Source organism: Pelodictyon luteolum, from assembly GCF_001622165.1.
GTDB lineage: Bacteria > Bacteroidota > Chlorobiia > Chlorobiales > Chlorobiaceae > Chlorobium > Chlorobium luteolum_B.
This window is the reverse complement of sequence record NZ_LVWG01000021.1, coordinates 40,029-55,256: the sequence shown is the minus strand read 5'-3', so window position 1 is coordinate 55,256 and position 15,228 is coordinate 40,029. Positions and strand designations below refer to the sequence as shown.

Annotated in this window: 14 protein-coding genes; 6 read left to right on the top strand and 8 right to left on the bottom strand. The window is 57.5% G+C overall.

All coding sequences use genetic code 11. The features are described from left to right. Positions 1–123: 123 nt before the first annotated feature. From accC to efp, 3 genes are read right to left on the bottom strand one after another with little or no spacing between them, the layout of a single operon-like run. A complete protein-coding gene (accC, locus tag A3K90_RS03510) occupies positions 124–1,467 on the bottom strand; it encodes an acetyl-CoA carboxylase biotin carboxylase subunit (protein WP_303681265.1) in 1,344 nt (447 codons plus the stop codon). Between the two features lie 21 nt (positions 1,468–1,488). Next, positions 1,489–1,947 (bottom strand): acetyl-CoA carboxylase biotin carboxyl carrier protein, encoded by a 459-nt coding sequence (gene accB, locus A3K90_RS03505; protein WP_303681201.1) that lies wholly within the window; start codon positions 1,945–1,947, stop codon positions 1,489–1,491. A gap of 18 nt (positions 1,948–1,965) precedes the next feature. Further along, entirely contained in the window at positions 1,966–2,532 is a 567-nt protein-coding gene (gene efp, locus A3K90_RS03500) for an elongation factor P (protein ID WP_303681200.1), read from the bottom strand. 217 nt (positions 2,533–2,749) lie between these two features. Here efp and A3K90_RS03495 point away from each other — a divergent pair, with 217 nt between their 5' ends. Then, positions 2,750–3,025: an HU family DNA-binding protein gene (locus A3K90_RS03495; RefSeq protein WP_303681199.1), complete on the top strand. Its 276-nt coding sequence runs from the start codon at positions 2,750–2,752 to the stop codon at positions 3,023–3,025. Positions 3,026–3,165: 140 nt separating this feature from the next. Next, entirely contained in the window at positions 3,166–4,173 is a 1,008-nt protein-coding gene (locus A3K90_RS03490) for an acetyl-CoA carboxylase carboxyltransferase subunit alpha (protein WP_303681198.1), read from the top strand. 120 nt (positions 4,174–4,293) lie between these two features. Here A3K90_RS03490 and A3K90_RS03485 read toward each other — a convergent pair whose 3' ends face one another. The 3 genes from A3K90_RS03485 to A3K90_RS03475 form a co-directional block, all read right to left on the bottom strand. Further along, positions 4,294–5,322: a 2-oxoacid:ferredoxin oxidoreductase subunit beta gene (locus A3K90_RS03485; protein ID WP_303681197.1), complete on the bottom strand. Its 1,029-nt coding sequence runs from the start codon at positions 5,320–5,322 to the stop codon at positions 4,294–4,296. A 3-nt stretch (positions 5,323–5,325) separates the two neighbouring features. Further along, entirely contained in the window at positions 5,326–7,209 is a 1,884-nt protein-coding gene (locus A3K90_RS03480; protein ID WP_303681196.1) for a 2-oxoacid:acceptor oxidoreductase subunit alpha, read from the bottom strand. Positions 7,210–7,414: 205 nt separating this feature from the next. Further along, positions 7,415–7,708: a hypothetical protein gene (locus tag A3K90_RS03475; protein WP_303681195.1), complete on the bottom strand. Its 294-nt coding sequence runs from the start codon at positions 7,706–7,708 to the stop codon at positions 7,415–7,417. Between the two features lie 265 nt (positions 7,709–7,973). Here A3K90_RS03475 and alaS point away from each other — a divergent pair, with 265 nt between their 5' ends. From alaS to A3K90_RS03455, 4 genes are all read left to right on the top strand, one after another. Beyond that, positions 7,974–10,637 carry an alanine--tRNA ligase gene (alaS, locus tag A3K90_RS03470; protein WP_303681194.1) on the top strand — a complete coding sequence of 888 codons (2,664 nt, stop codon included), beginning with the start codon at positions 7,974–7,976 and terminating at the stop codon, positions 10,635–10,637. A gap of 45 nt (positions 10,638–10,682) precedes the next feature. Next, complete coding sequence (locus tag A3K90_RS03465; protein ID WP_303681264.1) at positions 10,683–12,065, top strand: FAD-dependent oxidoreductase; 1,383 nt, start codon at positions 10,683–10,685, stop codon at positions 12,063–12,065. A 180-nt stretch (positions 12,066–12,245) separates the two neighbouring features. After that, on the top strand, positions 12,246–12,536 hold the full coding sequence (locus tag A3K90_RS03460; protein WP_303681193.1) for a ferredoxin family protein: 291 nt from the start codon (positions 12,246–12,248) through the stop codon (positions 12,534–12,536). 62 nt (positions 12,537–12,598) lie between these two features. Next, entirely contained in the window at positions 12,599–13,108 is a 510-nt protein-coding gene (locus tag A3K90_RS03455) for a ferredoxin family protein (RefSeq protein ID WP_303681192.1), read from the top strand. A 71-nt stretch (positions 13,109–13,179) separates the two neighbouring features. Here A3K90_RS03455 and serB read toward each other — a convergent pair whose 3' ends face one another. Together serB and A3K90_RS03445 are read right to left on the bottom strand one after the other, a co-directional pair. Further along, complete coding sequence (gene serB, locus A3K90_RS03450; protein ID WP_303681190.1) at positions 13,180–14,400, bottom strand: phosphoserine phosphatase SerB; 1,221 nt, start codon at positions 14,398–14,400, stop codon at positions 13,180–13,182. A gap of 37 nt (positions 14,401–14,437) precedes the next feature. Beyond that, positions 14,438–15,226 carry a sulfite exporter TauE/SafE family protein gene (locus tag A3K90_RS03445; protein ID WP_303681189.1) on the bottom strand — a complete coding sequence of 263 codons (789 nt, stop codon included), beginning with the start codon at positions 15,224–15,226 and terminating at the stop codon, positions 14,438–14,440. Positions 15,227–15,228 lie beyond the last annotated feature (2 nt).

Sequence of the window (15,228 nt, the reverse complement as noted above, 5' to 3'; positions counted from 1 at the left end):
GGTCCGTTAATAAGGGCCGGTTGTGGTGGGGAATAAAAAAGGCCGCCTATCGGGGCGGCCTTTGTAAAAGCGACGTATGCCACTGCGTGCAGAAACCGGAAAACTCCGGGGCACAGTCCCTGCTTACTTCTTTTCAAAGCGGAAGCTGTCGAGGAAGCTGGTATCGTAGTCGCCACTGCGGAATACAGGGTTGTGCATCACCTGCTTGTGGAAGGGAATGGTGGTGCTTATGCCGACGACGATAAACTCATCGAGCGCGCGTGACATACGTTCGATGGCTTCTTCACGGGTATGAGCGGTGACGATCAGCTTTGCAATCATGGAGTCGTAATTGGACGGCACTACGTAACTTGCGTAGCAGTGCGAATCGACCCTCACCCCGTGACCTCCGGGGGTGTGGAACACCTGAAGTTTGCCGGGAGAGGGGCGGAACATGTGCTCAGGGTCCTCAGCGTTGATGCGGCACTCGATGGAGTGGCCCTTTGGGGTGAATACCCGTCCTTTGAGGGATTCACCGGCAGCTGCAAGGATCTGTTCCTTCACGATATCCACATCGTAGCGTTCTTCGGTGACCGGATGCTCCACCTGGATGCGGGTGTTCATCTCCATGAAATAGAAGTCCTTGTGCCGGTCGAGCAGGAACTCGATGGTGCCGGCGCCTTCGTAGTTGATCGCCCTTGCGGCTGCGACAGCTGCGTCGCCCATCTTTTTGCGCAACGCTTCGTCGACGACCGGAGATGGTGTTTCTTCGATCAGCTTCTGGTGGCGGCGCTGTACGGTGCAGTCACGCTCACCGAGGTGTATCGTATTGCCGTGCTGGTCCGAAAGAATCTGGATTTCGACATGGCGGGGGTTTTCGAGGAACTTCTCGATATAGACGCCGCTGTTGCCGAATGCCTGCTCAGCTTCGCTTCTTGCCGTGTTAAGTGCCTTTTCAAGCTGGCTCTCTTCATGAACGACACGCATGCCCTTGCCTCCGCCGCCGGCGGTTGGCTTTATGATGACCGGGTATCCGGTTTTGTTCGCTACTTCAATGGCTTCCTTGAGGTCGGTGACAAGGCCGGGGCTGCCGGGAACGACCGGGACGTTGGCGGCAATCATGGTCGACTTGGCGGTGTTCTTGTCGCCCATCTGGTTGATCATCCTGGCTGAGGGCCCGATGAACTTGATGCCGGCAGAAGCGCAGACGTCTGAAAAATCGGCGTTTTCAGCGAGGAACCCGTAACCGGGATGGATTGCATCGGCATTGGTGACCTCTGCAGCAGCCATCAGGCGCGGGATATTGAGGTAACTCTCCCTTGACAGAGCTGGTCCGATGCAGACAGCTTCGTCAGCATACTTCACATGGATTGAATCGGCATCTACCTTTGAGTAGACTGCAACCGTGCTGATGCCCATTTCACGGCAGGTCTGCATGATGCGAAGGGCGATTTCGCCCCGGTTTGCGACAAGGATTTTCTTGAACACGGTTGTAGGGGATGGCATGTGTTAGGGTTTGATACGGAAAAGCGGCTGGTCGTACTCGATCGGCTGGCCGTTTTCAACAAGGATTTCGGCAATAGTTCCGGAAATCTCGGCTTCGATCTCGTTCATCAGCTTCATTGCTTCGATGATGCAGAGGATATCGCCTTTCTTGATGGTGTCGCCGACGGCGACGAACGGTGCAGAATCAGGTGAGGATGCCTGGTAGAATGTGCCTACGATCGGAGAGCAGACGTCGATGAGCCCTGCTGCCTGAGCGGTGAGGGTGGTTTCGAGGGGAGGCGCCGGAGCTGCGGCGGGTGCTGGTGCTGCAGCTGCTGCCGGAGCAGGAGCCGGTGCGTATTGCACACTCTGGGGTACGTTACGGCGAAGGATGATCTTGAAATCACCTTCTTCGATGATGGCTTCCTGAAGATCAGAGCCGTTAACGAGGCCGATGAGCTGTTTGATTTCGCTGAGATTCATGATAGGTGGGGCTTAAGGTTATTTTTTGACCCGCTCAATATACTCCCCGCTGCGGGTGTCGACGCGGATGATGCTGCCGGTCTGTAGAAACATGGGAACATTGACCTCGGCGCCGGTTTCAATCACCGCGGTCTTGGTGCCGCTGGTTGCGCGGTCGTCCTTTGTGGCAGGACTGGTCTCTGTGATCTCAACTTCGACAAAGGTCGGAAGTTCGACGCTGAGGATTGTTCCGTCGTCGGAAAACACAATCATGGCGTTCACACCGTCCTTGAGGAAGCGGACAGCAGGGCCGATCGCTGATTCGGGGACATTGATCTGGTCGAAGGTTTCATTGTCCATCATGACGAAGTCGCTTCCGTCAGGATAGAGGTACTGGTACTCCTTGCGTTCGGTGACGATGAGGTCGACGGACTCGGTGGCGCTGAAGCGGTATTCGACGTTGCGGCCGCTCTTGAGGTTGCGCATGCCCGCCTGGTAAAATGCACGGAGGTTGCCCGGCGTGCGGTGCACAAGGCTTTCCACGATATGGGGTTCCCCCTTGAAACGGATGATGGAACCTTTGGAGATATTGCTTATTGACGTCATTGCTCAGGTGAAATATTTGCGTACCGGGGCGTCATTCTGTAACCCCCGAATCAAAGATAGTGAATATAACATAGCGCACGGCGAACTTCAAATCGCCGAATCTATTGGCTTTTATGGGTAAAAACAGATTGCATCTTTATGAAGTACTGTTTAAATTCATTCCATTAGTACCTTTGCATTATTGATCGGGATTTATTTCAACAAAAAACAATGCCACATGTCAAAAGCTGAGTTAGTAGAGAAGATTGCCGCACAGGCCAAACTCACCAAAGTCGATGCTGAGCGCGCAGTCAACGCTTTCATCAATGTCGTGACCTCCTCCCTCAAGGGTGGCGACGATGTCACTCTCGTTGGCTTCGGCACCTTCACCACGGGCGACAGAGCTGCACGTCAGGGCCGCAACCCCCAGACCGGCGAGGCCATCACCATTGCTGCCAAGAAAGTTGTGAAGTTTAAGCCTGGCAAGGCGCTTAAGGATGAGGTCGGTGGATAATCACTCCTCTCCCGCTTTGTGCTGTATTATTATAAAAAAGTCCATCCGGGCATCTGCCTGATGGACTTTTTTTATCTCTAACCGCTTCCGGACCCCAGTCGGGGCAACGGGGGCGACCATCTTACCTTATACTTCGCACTATGGCTACGAAAGTCGTGCTGGATTTTGAACGGCCCGTTGTTGAACTGGAGGCTAAACTGAACGAGATGCGCCAGTGTCTCCGGAGCAGCTCCCGCGAACAGGCACCCGTGGAGAGCGATGCGCTCTCGAAAGAAATTGAAACGCTGGAAATGAAGGTCGACGCTCTGCGCCAGTCGATCTACAAAAACCTTACCCGCTGGCAGAAGGTGCAGCTGGCCCGCCACCCTGAACGCCCCTATACGCTTGACTACATCTACATGATGACCTCCGACTTCGTTGAACTTGCCGGTGACCGGCATTTCAGCGATGATAAGGCCATCGTCGGCGGGTTCGCCCGTCTGGAAGACCGTGCATCAGGCTTCATGCAGCCGGTCATGGTTATCGGTCACCAGAAGGGGCGCGATACCAAGTCGAACCTTTACCGCAATTTCGGCATGGCCCAGCCAGAAGGCTACCGCAAGGCTCTCCGGCTGATGAAGCTCGCCGAGAAGTTCCGGAAGCCTGTCATAACCCTCATCGATACCCCCGGTGCCTTTCCCGGCATCGAGGCTGAAGAGCGCGGACAGGCAGAGGCTATCGCCAGGAACCTCTATGAAATGGCCAAGCTTACTGTTCCGGTTATCGTCGTCATTATTGGTGAGGGCGCAAGCGGCGGCGCAATCGGTCTTGGTGTCGGCGACCGCATTCTCATGGCTGAAAACAGCTGGTACTCGGTCATCTCCCCCGAGAGCTGCTCGTCCATCCTGTGGCGGAGCTGGAACTATAAGGAGCAGGCGGCCGAGGCGCTGCAGCTCACAGCAGAAGACCTGCTGAAACAGGGTATCATCGACCGCATCATTCCTGAACCGATGGGTGGTGCGCATACAAATCCCGAGGCTATGGCCTCCACCTTGAAGGGTATGCTCATCGAAGAACTGCAGGCGCTTATGCCGGTGCCGGAAAAGGAGCTTGTCAATAACCGGATCGAAAAGTTTTCCGCCATGGGCGTATGGAATGACGAGGGCTGAACACCCGACTGGTCCCGGGTGTCCCTGACTTATCGTTCCTGGATGAGGTGATAAACAGGAAAAGCCGGCTGTGAAGCCGGCTTTTCCTGTGTTGCCCCGTCCTGTTTGCTCAGGGAGGGGTTACTTGATGGTCCAGGTGCTGTTGCCTGCCAGCAGGGCTTCGAGGGTACCTTCGCCGTTCTCCTGAGCTTTTTCGACCTGTGCGGTGAGCGCGTCTTCGTAAGTGAAGCGGTCTTCCACATAGAATATGCCGAAGGGTCTCGGAAGAAAGTCCTCTGAAGCATTCGGATCGTCGAAGAAGCGTGAGAGGATGTTGGCTTTGTTGAAGTCTCCCTCATCGTGGATCCAGAGGTCGTTTTTCGAGACCGAGGAGTCGTTGAGGTCCACCTTGACCGGCTTGAAGCCGTCGAGGCGGATGCCCTTGTCGCTTTCCTTGCCGAATACCAGCGGCTGACCATGCTCTACATACAGCGTGGTGTCGGCCTTACGCTCGCGGTCGGTGAAAGCCGAGAAGGCATTGTCGTTGAAGATCGGGCAGTTCTGATAGATTTCAATCAGCGAGGTGCCGCGGTGTTCTGCACCACGCTTGAAGATTTCGCGCATGAACTTGCCATCGCGGTCGGTCACCCTTGCCACAAAGGTGCCGCCTGCTCCGAGGGTCAGGGCAATGGTATTGATCGGGTGGTCGATCAGGCCGTTTGGTGAAGTGACGGTGCGCTGACCGATCTTTGAAGTCGGAGAGTACTGGCCCTTGGTCAGACCGTAGATCTCGTTGTTGAGCAGGATCACGTTCAGGTCAGGGTTGCGCCTGATGGTGTGGATATAATGGTTGCCGCCGATGGACAGGGCATCGCCGTCACCGGTTGCTACCCAGACGTTCAGCTCGGGACGGGCGGCTTTCAGGCCGCTGGCAACCGGCAGGGCGCGGCCATGGATGCCGTGCACCCCATATGTGGCCACGTAGTATGGGAGGCGGGAGGAGCATCCGATGCCGGATACCACGACAACCTCTTCAGTCTTGAGGCCTAAATCGGCCATAGCGCTTTTCAGCTGCTGCAGGACTGCATGGTCTCCGCAGCCCGCGCACCATTTCGGCTCCTGATTGGAGGTAAAATCCTTGGCGGTCAGGGTGGTTAGTGTATCGGTCATGATTTAAAGCTCCTTTACGATATCGGTGATTTTTGCTTCGATTTCCATCTCGTTGAACGGCAGTCCCTCGACCTTGTTGAAGGCTACAGGATCGATGAGGAACTGGTCCCTGATCATGAGCAGCAGCTGGCCGCAGTTGTTCTCGGGGATGAGCACTTTCTTGTAGTTCCTGAGAATCTCGCCGAGGTTTTTCGGGAAGGGATTCAGGTAGCGCAGGTGTGCGTGTGCAACGCTGTGTCCCGCCTCGATGGCGCGATTGACGGCAATCTTTATGGCGCCGTAGGTCGAACCCCATCCGAGCACGAGTAGGTCGCCCTTCTCGGGACCGTTGTCGATGGTCTGGAGCGGGATGCAGTCGGCGATGCTGGCAACCTTCTCCATGCGGAGATCCGTCATCAGCTGATGGTTCAGAGGGTCGTGCGAGACGTTGCCGGTTTCATTGGCCTTCTCAAGTCCGCCGATGCGGTGCTCGAGGCCCTTGGTGCCGGGAATGGCCCATTCCCTTACGCCGCGCTGGTCGCGCTTGTAGGGCAGGTAGGGGGCGTCGCCTTCGTTTCGGGGCTTTGCGAAGACAGGTTTCACTTCAGCAAGGCTGTCGGGCGAGGGAATCAGCATCGGTTCGGAGCTGAATGCGAGGTATCCGTCGGTGAGGCAGATGACCGGGGTCATGTGCTCGACGGCGATCTTTGCGGCTTCGTAGGCTGCGTAGAAGCAGTCGACCGGCGAGTAGGCGGCAATCACGGGAACCGGTGCGTCTCCGTGGCGACCGTACATGGCGATGAAGAGGTCGGACTGCTCGGGCTTGGTCGGCAGGCCGGTGGAGGGGCCGCCGCGCTGCACGTTTATGACGACAAGCGGTACCTCCATGATGACGGCAAGGCCGAGCGCCTCGGATTTGAGTGCAAGGCCCGGACCGGATGTGCTTGTTGCTGCCAGCGCGCCGCCGTATGATGCGCCGATGCTTGAGAGCACGCCGGCGATTTCATCTTCAGCCTGGAAGGTCTTTACGCCCCACTTCTTCATGTTGGCGAGCGCCTGGAGGATCTCGGTAGCAGGGGTGATCGGGTATGAGCCGAGGAAGAGTTTCAGGCCGGCTTTCTTCGATGCGGCAGCTAGGCCTATTGCCGCTGCCTCATTGCCTGTGACGCGGCGGTAGGTGCCCTTCTTCATCTCTGCAGGACCAACTTCGAAGCGACCGAACTGTGCGAACATGTCTGTTTCGTCACCGAAATTGTAGCCGGCCTGTACTGCCTTGATGTTGGCATCGGCAATGTCGGCCTTGTTCTTGAATTTTGTCTGCAGGGTCTTGACGGTGGTGTCGATCGGCAGGCTGTAGAGCCAGTAGAGGATGCCGAGGATGAACATGTTCTTGCAGCGGTCGATGTTCTTCACGCTGAGCCCGGTGTCGGCAAGTGCCGCGCGGGTGAGTGAGACGACCGGGATTTCAAAGAGAGTATAGTCCTGAAGCGATCCGTCCTCAAGCGGGCTGTTGCCTTCGCCGTAGCCCGAGAGCTTCAGGTTCTTGGCATCGAATCCGTCGGTGTCGGTGATGATGATGCCGCCGTGGTGAAGCTTGTCGATGTTCGACTTCAGTGCGGCTGCGTTCATGGCGATGAGTACGTCGAACTTTGCGCCGGGAGTATAGACGGCTGTGCTGCCGAACTGCATCTGGAAGCCCGATACGCCCGAGATCGTGCCGGCCGGGGCGCGGATCTCCGAGGGGAAGTTCGGGAAGGTATTCAGGTCCGACCCGTACACCGCGACGGTGTTGGCGAACTGCGTGCCGGTCAGCTGCATGCCGTCTCCAGAGTCACCGGCGAAGAGCACCGTGACGCTGGTTTTCGATGTCACATTGACCTGTCGTTTTGTCGTTTTTGTGTCAGTCATTGTCCCTTAATTACTTTTCAAGGTTGATAAACAGCAAAATCCTCCCAGCGGTGAACATCCCCTCATGGCGTTCATCGGGTCGCTGTATGGTGAAATGTATTGCTGGCGGGTGAAGAGATACAGGGCGCCACCTGTGCATTCTACGCTAAAGGATAGAATATAAGGCATCATTCGGGCTTACGCAAGCCCGAATATCCAGCCTCGGCTATCTCAGGTCGGCGGGCGCCGCCCCTTCCTCTTTGTCTGGATTTTTTTCAATGACGATGTTGTTCGCCTTCAGATAGGCCTGCCACTCGGACTCTTCGCGGATAGGGCAGTCGGAGGCGAGGTCGCAGAAGTCGCAGCGCTGCATGCCGTACATCTGTTCCATCCAGCATCCGCTGTCGCTTTTTTTGACATCGTTGACGTGATTCGGGTTTTCACGCATGATCTTTTCGGAAAGATCCATCAACGCTTTCACCCCTTTGCGGCGGGCTTCATCTTCAACTCCCCAGCTCATAGCGATCCTCCCTTTGGTGTTCAGTATGGCCCCCCGGAGCGGGGGGCTCCATGAATATAAGTCTTTTTTACGGAAGATGGGGGGATTGCATCTGCAGCTCTCTGCCGCCGGAAGTGATGGTTACCGGCGTGAAAAACAATACATATTTAGTTGGCAACAAGGACGTAAAAAGGTTAACTTTGTGGCCGAAAGAGCCAGCCCATTGCGCCTCTAAGGCACATGTCAAGGCATGAACGGCCCTACAGAAACCAGATTCATCCTCGCTATGCATTCCCGAGAAATCAGGCAGTCCTTCCTGGATTTTTTTGCCGCAAAGAACCACACCATCGTCCGTTCAGCTCCGGTCATCCCTGCCGACGACCCGACGCTTCTTTTTACCAACGCCGGCATGAACCAGTTCAAGGACGTCTTTCTTGCCAAGGGCACGAGGCCCTACACCCGTGCCGCCGACACCCAGAAGTGCATCCGCGCGTCGGGCAAGCACAACGATCTTGAGGATGTGGGGCGCGATACCTACCACCACACCTTTTTCGAGATGCTCGGCAACTGGTCGTTCGGCGACTATTATAAAGAGGAGGCCATCAGCTGGGCCTGGGAGCTCCTCACCGAAGTATGGAAACTGCCGGCCGAACGCCTCTACGCCACCGTCTACCATGACGACGATGAAAGCGCCCGCATCTGGGCGGAGAAAACCTCCATCGATCCCTCCCACATCCTCCGCTTCGGTGACAAGGACAATTTCTGGGAGATGGGTGAAACCGGCCCCTGCGGCCCCTGTTCGGAAATCCATATCGACCTCACCCCCGACGGAACCGGCAAAGAACTCGTCAACGCCGGCGACCACCGGGCCATAGAGTTATGGAACCTCGTTTTCATCCAGTATGACCGCCAGCCGGATGGACGGCTTGAGCCGCTGCCGCAGCGCCATGTCGACACCGGCATGGGCTTTGAGCGTGTCTGCGCCGTCATGCAGTCGAAGGCCTCCAACTATGATACGGATGTTTTCCTCCCGCTCTTTCAGCGCCTCTCGGAGCTGACGGGCGTTACCTACACTGCATCCATGGACGGGCGCCAGGATATCGCCATGCGGGTGATAGCAGACCACGCCCGCACCCTCACCTTTGCTCTCTCCGACGGCGCCATGCCTTCGAACGAAGGGCGCGGCTATGTGCTTCGCCGCATCCTGCGCCGGGCGCTTCGATATTCAAGGGACCTCGGATGCCGTGGCCCCATCCTCCATCAGCTTGTCGGTACGCTTGCCGATTCCATGGGTGACGTGTTCGCAGAACTCCGCGACCGGCGTGATGCGGTCGAGCGCATCATACGGGCAGAAGAGGAGAGCTTCATCACCACGCTGGACCGCGGCATGGAAATCTTCGCTGAACTGGCGGCCGTTACCTCCCGGGCGGGAGGCAGGATGCTTAAGGGAGAAGATGCCTTCAAGCTGTATGATACCTACGGGTTCCCTTTCGATCTTACCAGGCTTCTTGCGTCTGAAGCGGGTCTCGAGGTAGACGGCGAAGGCTTCGAGCATTGCATGCAGGAGCAGAAATCCCGTGCCAGAAGTGACAGGCGTGAAAAACAGCAGACCGGAGACGGTGCCGGCAGCTGGCAGTGGTTCAGCGACAGCCATGCCACCACGTTTCTCGGTTACGACCGCCTTGAAATGCCCTCAACCCTCATTGGCGCCGCCCATGCTTCGGGCAATCTTCTTCTGGTCCTCGCCGAGACTCCTTTCTATGCCGAAAGCGGCGGCCAGACAGGCGACCGGGGATGGCTGGAGAGTGCTGCCTACCGCATGCAGGTGACCGACACCCGGAAGGACGGTGACTCATTCGTTCACGTGGTCAGCCGCGCCTTCGACAAGGTCCGTGACACCGAGATCGATCCTATGGACATAGTGATTGAAGAGGCCACTCCCGTTGAGGCATCGGTTGAGCGCCTCCTCCGTCAGGAGACCGAACGCAACCATACCGCAACCCACCTGCTCCACGCCGCTCTCCGCCGGATCCTCGGCAGTCACGTGCAGCAGAAAGGCTCCTTCGTCACAGCTGAACGGCTGCGGTTCGACTTCAGCCACTTTTCAAAAATGACGCCCGAAGAGATACAGGCTGTTGAGGCTGAAGTGAACGAACATATCCGCTGTGCCGCGCACGTTTCAAAGCATGCCGACCTTCCTTACGACGAGGCCATCGCCAAAGGCGCGCTGGCATTCTTTGGAGACAAGTACGCTGATCGTGTCAGAATGGTCGAAGTGCCGGGAATCTCTGCGGAGCTCTGCGGCGGCACCCATGTCGACAACATCGGCCAGATCGGCATCTTCAAGATCATCAGCGAGTCCTCCGCTGCCGCAGGCATACGCCGTATCGAGGCGCTCACCGGCCGTGCGGCCGAAACCCTTCTCTGGAATGAGTACCAAGAAATCCAGAATGTGCGCCAGCAGCTCAAGCTGAGGGCGGACGAGCCTGTCGCAGAGAAGTTGGCCGAGCTGCAGGAGGAGAAGAAGGAACTCGAAAAACAGCTGACAGGAATCAAAAGCGCTTCGGTGATCGATGCCCTCGTCCGTGATGCGGCATCGGCCGAGGAGATAGGGGGCTGCAGGATCGTGACGAAGGTGCTTGAGGGTATTGAGGCCGACACCCTTCGTTCATCGGCCATGGCGCTTCGCGAACAGTTTCCTATTTCGGCCGGCCTGCTCTGTAGCGTCGTCGACGGAAAGGTTTCGCTTGCGGCGTTTTCATCGGACGTGGCGGTAAAGGAAAAAGGAATCGACGCAGGAAAGCTTATCCGGCTCGTAGCAGCAGCCGTCAAGGGTGGCGGAGGCGGCAAGGCGGAGCTTGCAACAGCAGGCGGGAAAAATCCCGAAGGGGTGGCGGAAGCATGCAGGATTTTTGTTGAAGAAGTTCGTAGGATAGCTGGTGCAGTTTAACCGTAAAGTAATGCAGTACTAAAAAAACAATAAGAAGGGACGATGATGGAAAAGAGCGTAGATGTTCTCGTAATAGGCGGCAGTGCCGCCGGTATAGCCGCAGCCACGACAGGCAAGGCGTTTTATGCCGCCAAAAGTTTTCTGATCGTCAGGAAGGAAGCTGAAGCCGTGGTTCCCTGCGGGATTCCCTATGTGTTCGGTACCCTTCAGGGCATCGAGCAGAACGTGATCCCGAATGCACATATCGAAGGTGCCGGTGTCGAGCTCCTCATCGACGAGGTGGTCTCACTCGACCGTTCGACAAAGACCGCAACCACAGCCAATGGCGTGACCATCACCTTCGACAAGCTCGTCATTGCCACCGGCTCACTGCCGAGGGTGCCGGGCTGGCTCAAGGGGCGCGATCTCCAGAATGTCTTCACCATTCCTAAAGACCGCAATTATCTTGCCGATGTGCGTCAGCGCCTTGAATCATGCGAGCGCATCGTCATCATCGGCGGCGGGTTCATCGGCGTCGAGATGGCCGATGAGCTCTCAAAGAAAGGTAAACATATCACGCTCGTTGAAGTGCTGCCGCATGTGCTCAGCCTCGCATTCGACAGCGACCTGTCGCTGCAGGCCGAAGGAATCCTGAAGAATCGCGGCATTGTGCTCCGCACCGGTGAAAAGGTCCATGAGCTTGCTGGGGAAGAGGGTAAGGTGTCAAGGGTGCTGCTTGAGAGCGGCGACTCGGTTCCTGCCGATGCCGTCATCCTCGCCACCGGCTACGCCCCGAACGTCACACTTGCCGAAAAAGCCGGCATCAAGCTCAACGAGCTCGGAGCCATCCGTGTCGACGAGTATATGCGTACCGAGGACAAGGACATCTTCGCCGTTGGCGACTGCGCCGAGAAGTTCTCCTTCATCACCCGCATCGTCAAGGGCCTGATGCTCGCCTCAACAGCCGTGTCGGAAGCAAGGATCGCCGGTATGAACCTTTTCGGCCTCTCCCGTCTCCGCACCTTCGGTGGCACCATCTCCATATTCTCTACCGCGATCGGCGGCATAACCTTCGCAGCTGCCGGGGTGACTGAATGCCTCGCCAAAGAGCGCGGGTTCGATGTTGTGTCTGCAGGGTTCGAGGGTATTGACAAGCACCCGAAATCCATGCCCGGCACCGCTACGCAGTTCGTCAAGCTCATCGTCAACCGTGAATCCGGCCTCGTACTCGGCGGTGCGGTCACCGGCGGCAACAGCGCAGGTGAGCTGATCAATGTCATCGGTGTCATCATCGAGACGAAGATGACCATCAACGAACTTTTGACCCTTCAGTTCGGCACCCATCCCCTGCTTACCGGCCCGCCCACCGGCTACCCGCTGCTCAAGGCTGCCGAAGCCGTGGAAATCAAGCTCCGCCATCTCGACCGTTGCATCGAGAAACAGAGCTGAGGGTTCTGCCTCGAAACATTTGCATCCTCTCTCCGGCCTGCACCCCCCTGGTGCAGGACCGATGGGGGGATAGGCTTTTCAGCGTTCTTTCACATGAGAGAAGCGAACCATGTGACCTCTCAATGACTCTCTCAATGACTCTCTCAATGACGCTCTCAATGACCACCCAATGACCACCCAATGACCACTCCACGACAGAAAAAACGCCTCACAGCTCCGCGTGAAGAGATTGCATGGTTTCCCGTGATCGATCCAGAGCTCTGCAACGGATGCGGCGAGTGCCAGGATCTCTGCCGGCCAGGGGTCTTCGGCCCCGCGCTTGAGGTTGGTGCAGGGCGTCCGAAGATGACGGTCATGAACCCTTACAACTGCGTGGTGCTCTGCACCCGTTGTGAACCCCGGTGCCCTTCAGGGGCTATAAGGCTTCCGGCTGTCGCCGATTTTGAACACTTTGTGGAACTCATCCATTGAACCCGTAACGACAAGAGCTCTGGTGGCTTCGTATGGAGCCTCCAGGGGTCCCGAGACTCTGTATGCTGATTCTTGACTGTTATTTCGGACGGTGTGAAAAACCCTCCTGCGAGGGTTGCCTCTGTCGACCCGTCCGCTCTCTGCGGCGGATGCAGAAGTCACGCTCCATGGGCGTTTTCGAAGCCGATGCCATTGCTTCTGCTGCCCCGCCCTCGGTTCCGCCAGCCTCCTCATCGGCGCCCGTCTGCCCCCCGAAACCCGCAACGGTGGAGAGTAAGGCTCAGGTAAAAAAGAAGAAACGCCTCACGGTTCCAAGAGAGGAGATCCCCTGGTACCCGACCATCAAGCCTGAGCTCTGCAACGGCTGCGGCGACTGCCGGGTGCTCTGCCGGCCGGGGGTATTCGAGCTGGGACCTCCCGACCCCGCCGGAATCCACCGCCCGAAACTGGTTGTAGCCAACCCCTACAACTGTGTGGTGCTTTGTACCCGCTGCGTGCCGATCTGCACTTCAGGCGCGATCACTCTTCCTCCCGCCGCCGACTTCCAGCAGTACGTGGAATACGTCGACTGATCGAGCCCCTCAGGGCCGCAGCGTGAAGGGAGTCTGTGCGGTGTGTCCTCGTGGTCGGGCGGGTATTGAGATTATCGCAGGTTGTCGCGGTCGCGGAAGCCCATGAGGTAGAGAATGGCGTCGAGGCCGAGGGTTGAAATGGCCTGTCGGGCGCTTTCGCGCACAATGGGTTTGGCGCGGAAGGCGATGCCCAGTCCGGCCTTTGCGAGCATGGGGAGGTCGTTGGCCCCGTCACCGACCGCAATCGTCTGCTCGAGACGGATGTTTTCCTTCCCTGCGATGTGCTCCAGAAGTTCCGCCTTCCTTTTTCCGTCCACCACCGGTCCGATCACCTTTCCGGTGAGTTTGCCGTCCTTTATTTCCAGTTCGTTGGCGTAGACGTAGTCGACCTGCAGCTTCTTCTGCAGGAACCTGCCGAAATAGCTGAACCCGCCGGAGAGGATTGCTGTTTTAAAGCCGAGGTTGTGCAGGTTATGGAAAAGGGTTTCGGCTCCTTCGGTGAGCTGGAGGCGCCGGGCGACTTTCTCAAGGACACCTTCTTCCAGTCCCTGCAGTTTCATGACCCGCTGGCGGAGGCTTTCAGAGAAGTCCAGTTCACCGCGCATCGCACGCTCTGTAACGGCGGACACTTCAGCCCCTGCACCCGCTTCAAGGGCCAGTTCGTCGATCACCTCGGAGGTGATGACGGTTGAGTCCATGTCGAAGACCACGAGGCGCCGGTTGCGGCGGAAGATGTTGTCTTCCTGGAATGCGATGTCGATGCCGAGCGTGTCGGTGACGATGAGCAGTTCCTCGCGGAACTTCGCTTCATTCTGGAGGGTGCCGCGCACCGAAAACTCTACGCAGGCTTTCGTTATGTCCTCATTCGTCCCGTTTTCGAGAGGGACACGCCCGGAGAGGCGGTTTATGGTGTCGATGTTCAGGCCGTGGGCGGTGACTATGGAAGTCACCTGTCCGAGGTGTTCTGCGGTGATCCTGCGTCCGAGCAGCGAGAGCAGGTGGCGGGTTTTGCCCTGCTCGTCGACCCACCGGGCGTACTCGGTCTCGGTGACCGGCGTGAAGGTGAGCTGCAGGCCGAGGGTGTGCGCTTTAAAGAGGAGGTCCTTCATGATGGCGGCCGAGTCCGATCCGCCGGGGATTTCCACCAGCATGCCGAGTGCGAGATGGTCGTGGATGACGGCCTGGCCGATGTCGAGCACCGGAATCAGGTGGCTGGAGAGCACCCCGGTGATGGATGCGGTGAGGCCCGGACGGTCCGGGCCTGAAATATTGATGAGGAGGAGTTCTTTCATGCCTTCTCGTTACAATGGATGTTCTTGGTGGAGGTGTTTACTGGTGCTTCCATACCTTGAGGGCGGACAGCAGCAGAAGCAGGACGAGCATCGGGATCAGTACGGTTTCAGAAACAACGCCGAGTAAACGGCCTCCAATCCAGGTTCCGGCGATGGAGCCCGCCGCTATAAGGAAGAGAAACGGCTTATTGGCGCCGAGGACTGAAAAACTCCGGTCGCGGCTGTAACGGGTAAAGCTGACCAGCATGGTTGGCAGGCTGACGGCTAGAGACAGGCTGCCGGCAAGCTTGATGTCGACGCCGAAGAGAATCACGAGCGTCGGGATAAGCAGTTCCCCGCCGGCAACACCGAGCAGGGCGGCAACAACGCCGATGGCGAACCCTGCAACTGCTCCGCTGAGTGCCAGCAGTAGAGCGTTCTCCAGCATCGGTCTGCCGGCACCCTCCATCATATGGCTGCTGATCATTATGGCTGCGATGACGACAAGAAGGATGGCAATGATTTTGTATAACCCTTTTGATCGAAGCTTTGTGGCCCATCCCGCACCCGTCCAAGCTCCCAGCAGGCTTCCTGCAAGCAGGTTCATGACAATCTGCCAGTTTTCGGCAAGCAGGCTCCATGAGACAGCCCCTGCCCTGAACGGCAGCGCTGATGCTACGACCACCAGGCTCATCGCCTTGTTCAGAATCACTGCTTCCAGTGCCGGAAAGCCAAAGAATCCAATCAGGAGCGGCAGGCGGAACTCAGCACCGCCCAGCCCGATAAGGCCGCCTAGTGTTCCAATGATGACGCCGGCAAGAAACCCGTAAGCATTTTTCTGCTGCATGC

Bases quoted from the DNA above. Each gene is read 5' to 3' on its own strand.
- A3K90_RS03485 (WP_303681197.1), bottom strand. From the start codon at position 5,322: ATGACCGATACACTAACCACCCTGACCGCCAAGGATTTTACCTCCAAT.
- A3K90_RS03475 (WP_303681195.1), bottom strand. From the start codon at position 7,708: ATGAGCTGGGGAGTTGAAGATGAAGCCCGCCGCAAAGGGGTGAAAGCG.
- A3K90_RS03490 (WP_303681198.1), top strand. From the start codon at position 3,166: ATGGCTACGAAAGTCGTGCTGGATTTTGAACGGCCCGTTGTTGAACTG.
- alaS (WP_303681194.1), top strand. From the start codon at position 7,974: ATGCATTCCCGAGAAATCAGGCAGTCCTTCCTGGATTTTTTTGCCGCA.
- A3K90_RS03460 (WP_303681193.1), top strand. From the start codon at position 12,246: ATGACCACTCCACGACAGAAAAAACGCCTCACAGCTCCGCGTGAAGAG.
- A3K90_RS03445 (WP_303681189.1), bottom strand. From the start codon at position 15,226: ATGCAGCAGAAAAATGCTTACGGGTTTCTTGCCGGCGTCATCATTGGA.
- serB (WP_303681190.1), bottom strand. From the start codon at position 14,400: ATGAAAGAACTCCTCCTCATCAATATTTCAGGCCCGGACCGTCCGGGC.
- A3K90_RS03465 (WP_303681264.1), top strand. From the start codon at position 10,683: ATGGAAAAGAGCGTAGATGTTCTCGTAATAGGCGGCAGTGCCGCCGGT.
- A3K90_RS03455 (WP_303681192.1), top strand. From the start codon at position 12,599: ATGCTGATTCTTGACTGTTATTTCGGACGGTGTGAAAAACCCTCCTGC.
- A3K90_RS03480 (WP_303681196.1), bottom strand. From the start codon at position 7,209: ATGACTGACACAAAAACGACAAAACGACAGGTCAATGTGACATCGAAA.
- A3K90_RS03495 (WP_303681199.1), top strand. From the start codon at position 2,750: ATGTCAAAAGCTGAGTTAGTAGAGAAGATTGCCGCACAGGCCAAACTC.
- efp (WP_303681200.1), bottom strand. From the start codon at position 2,532: ATGACGTCAATAAGCAATATCTCCAAAGGTTCCATCATCCGTTTCAAG.
- accB (WP_303681201.1), bottom strand. From the start codon at position 1,947: ATGAATCTCAGCGAAATCAAACAGCTCATCGGCCTCGTTAACGGCTCT.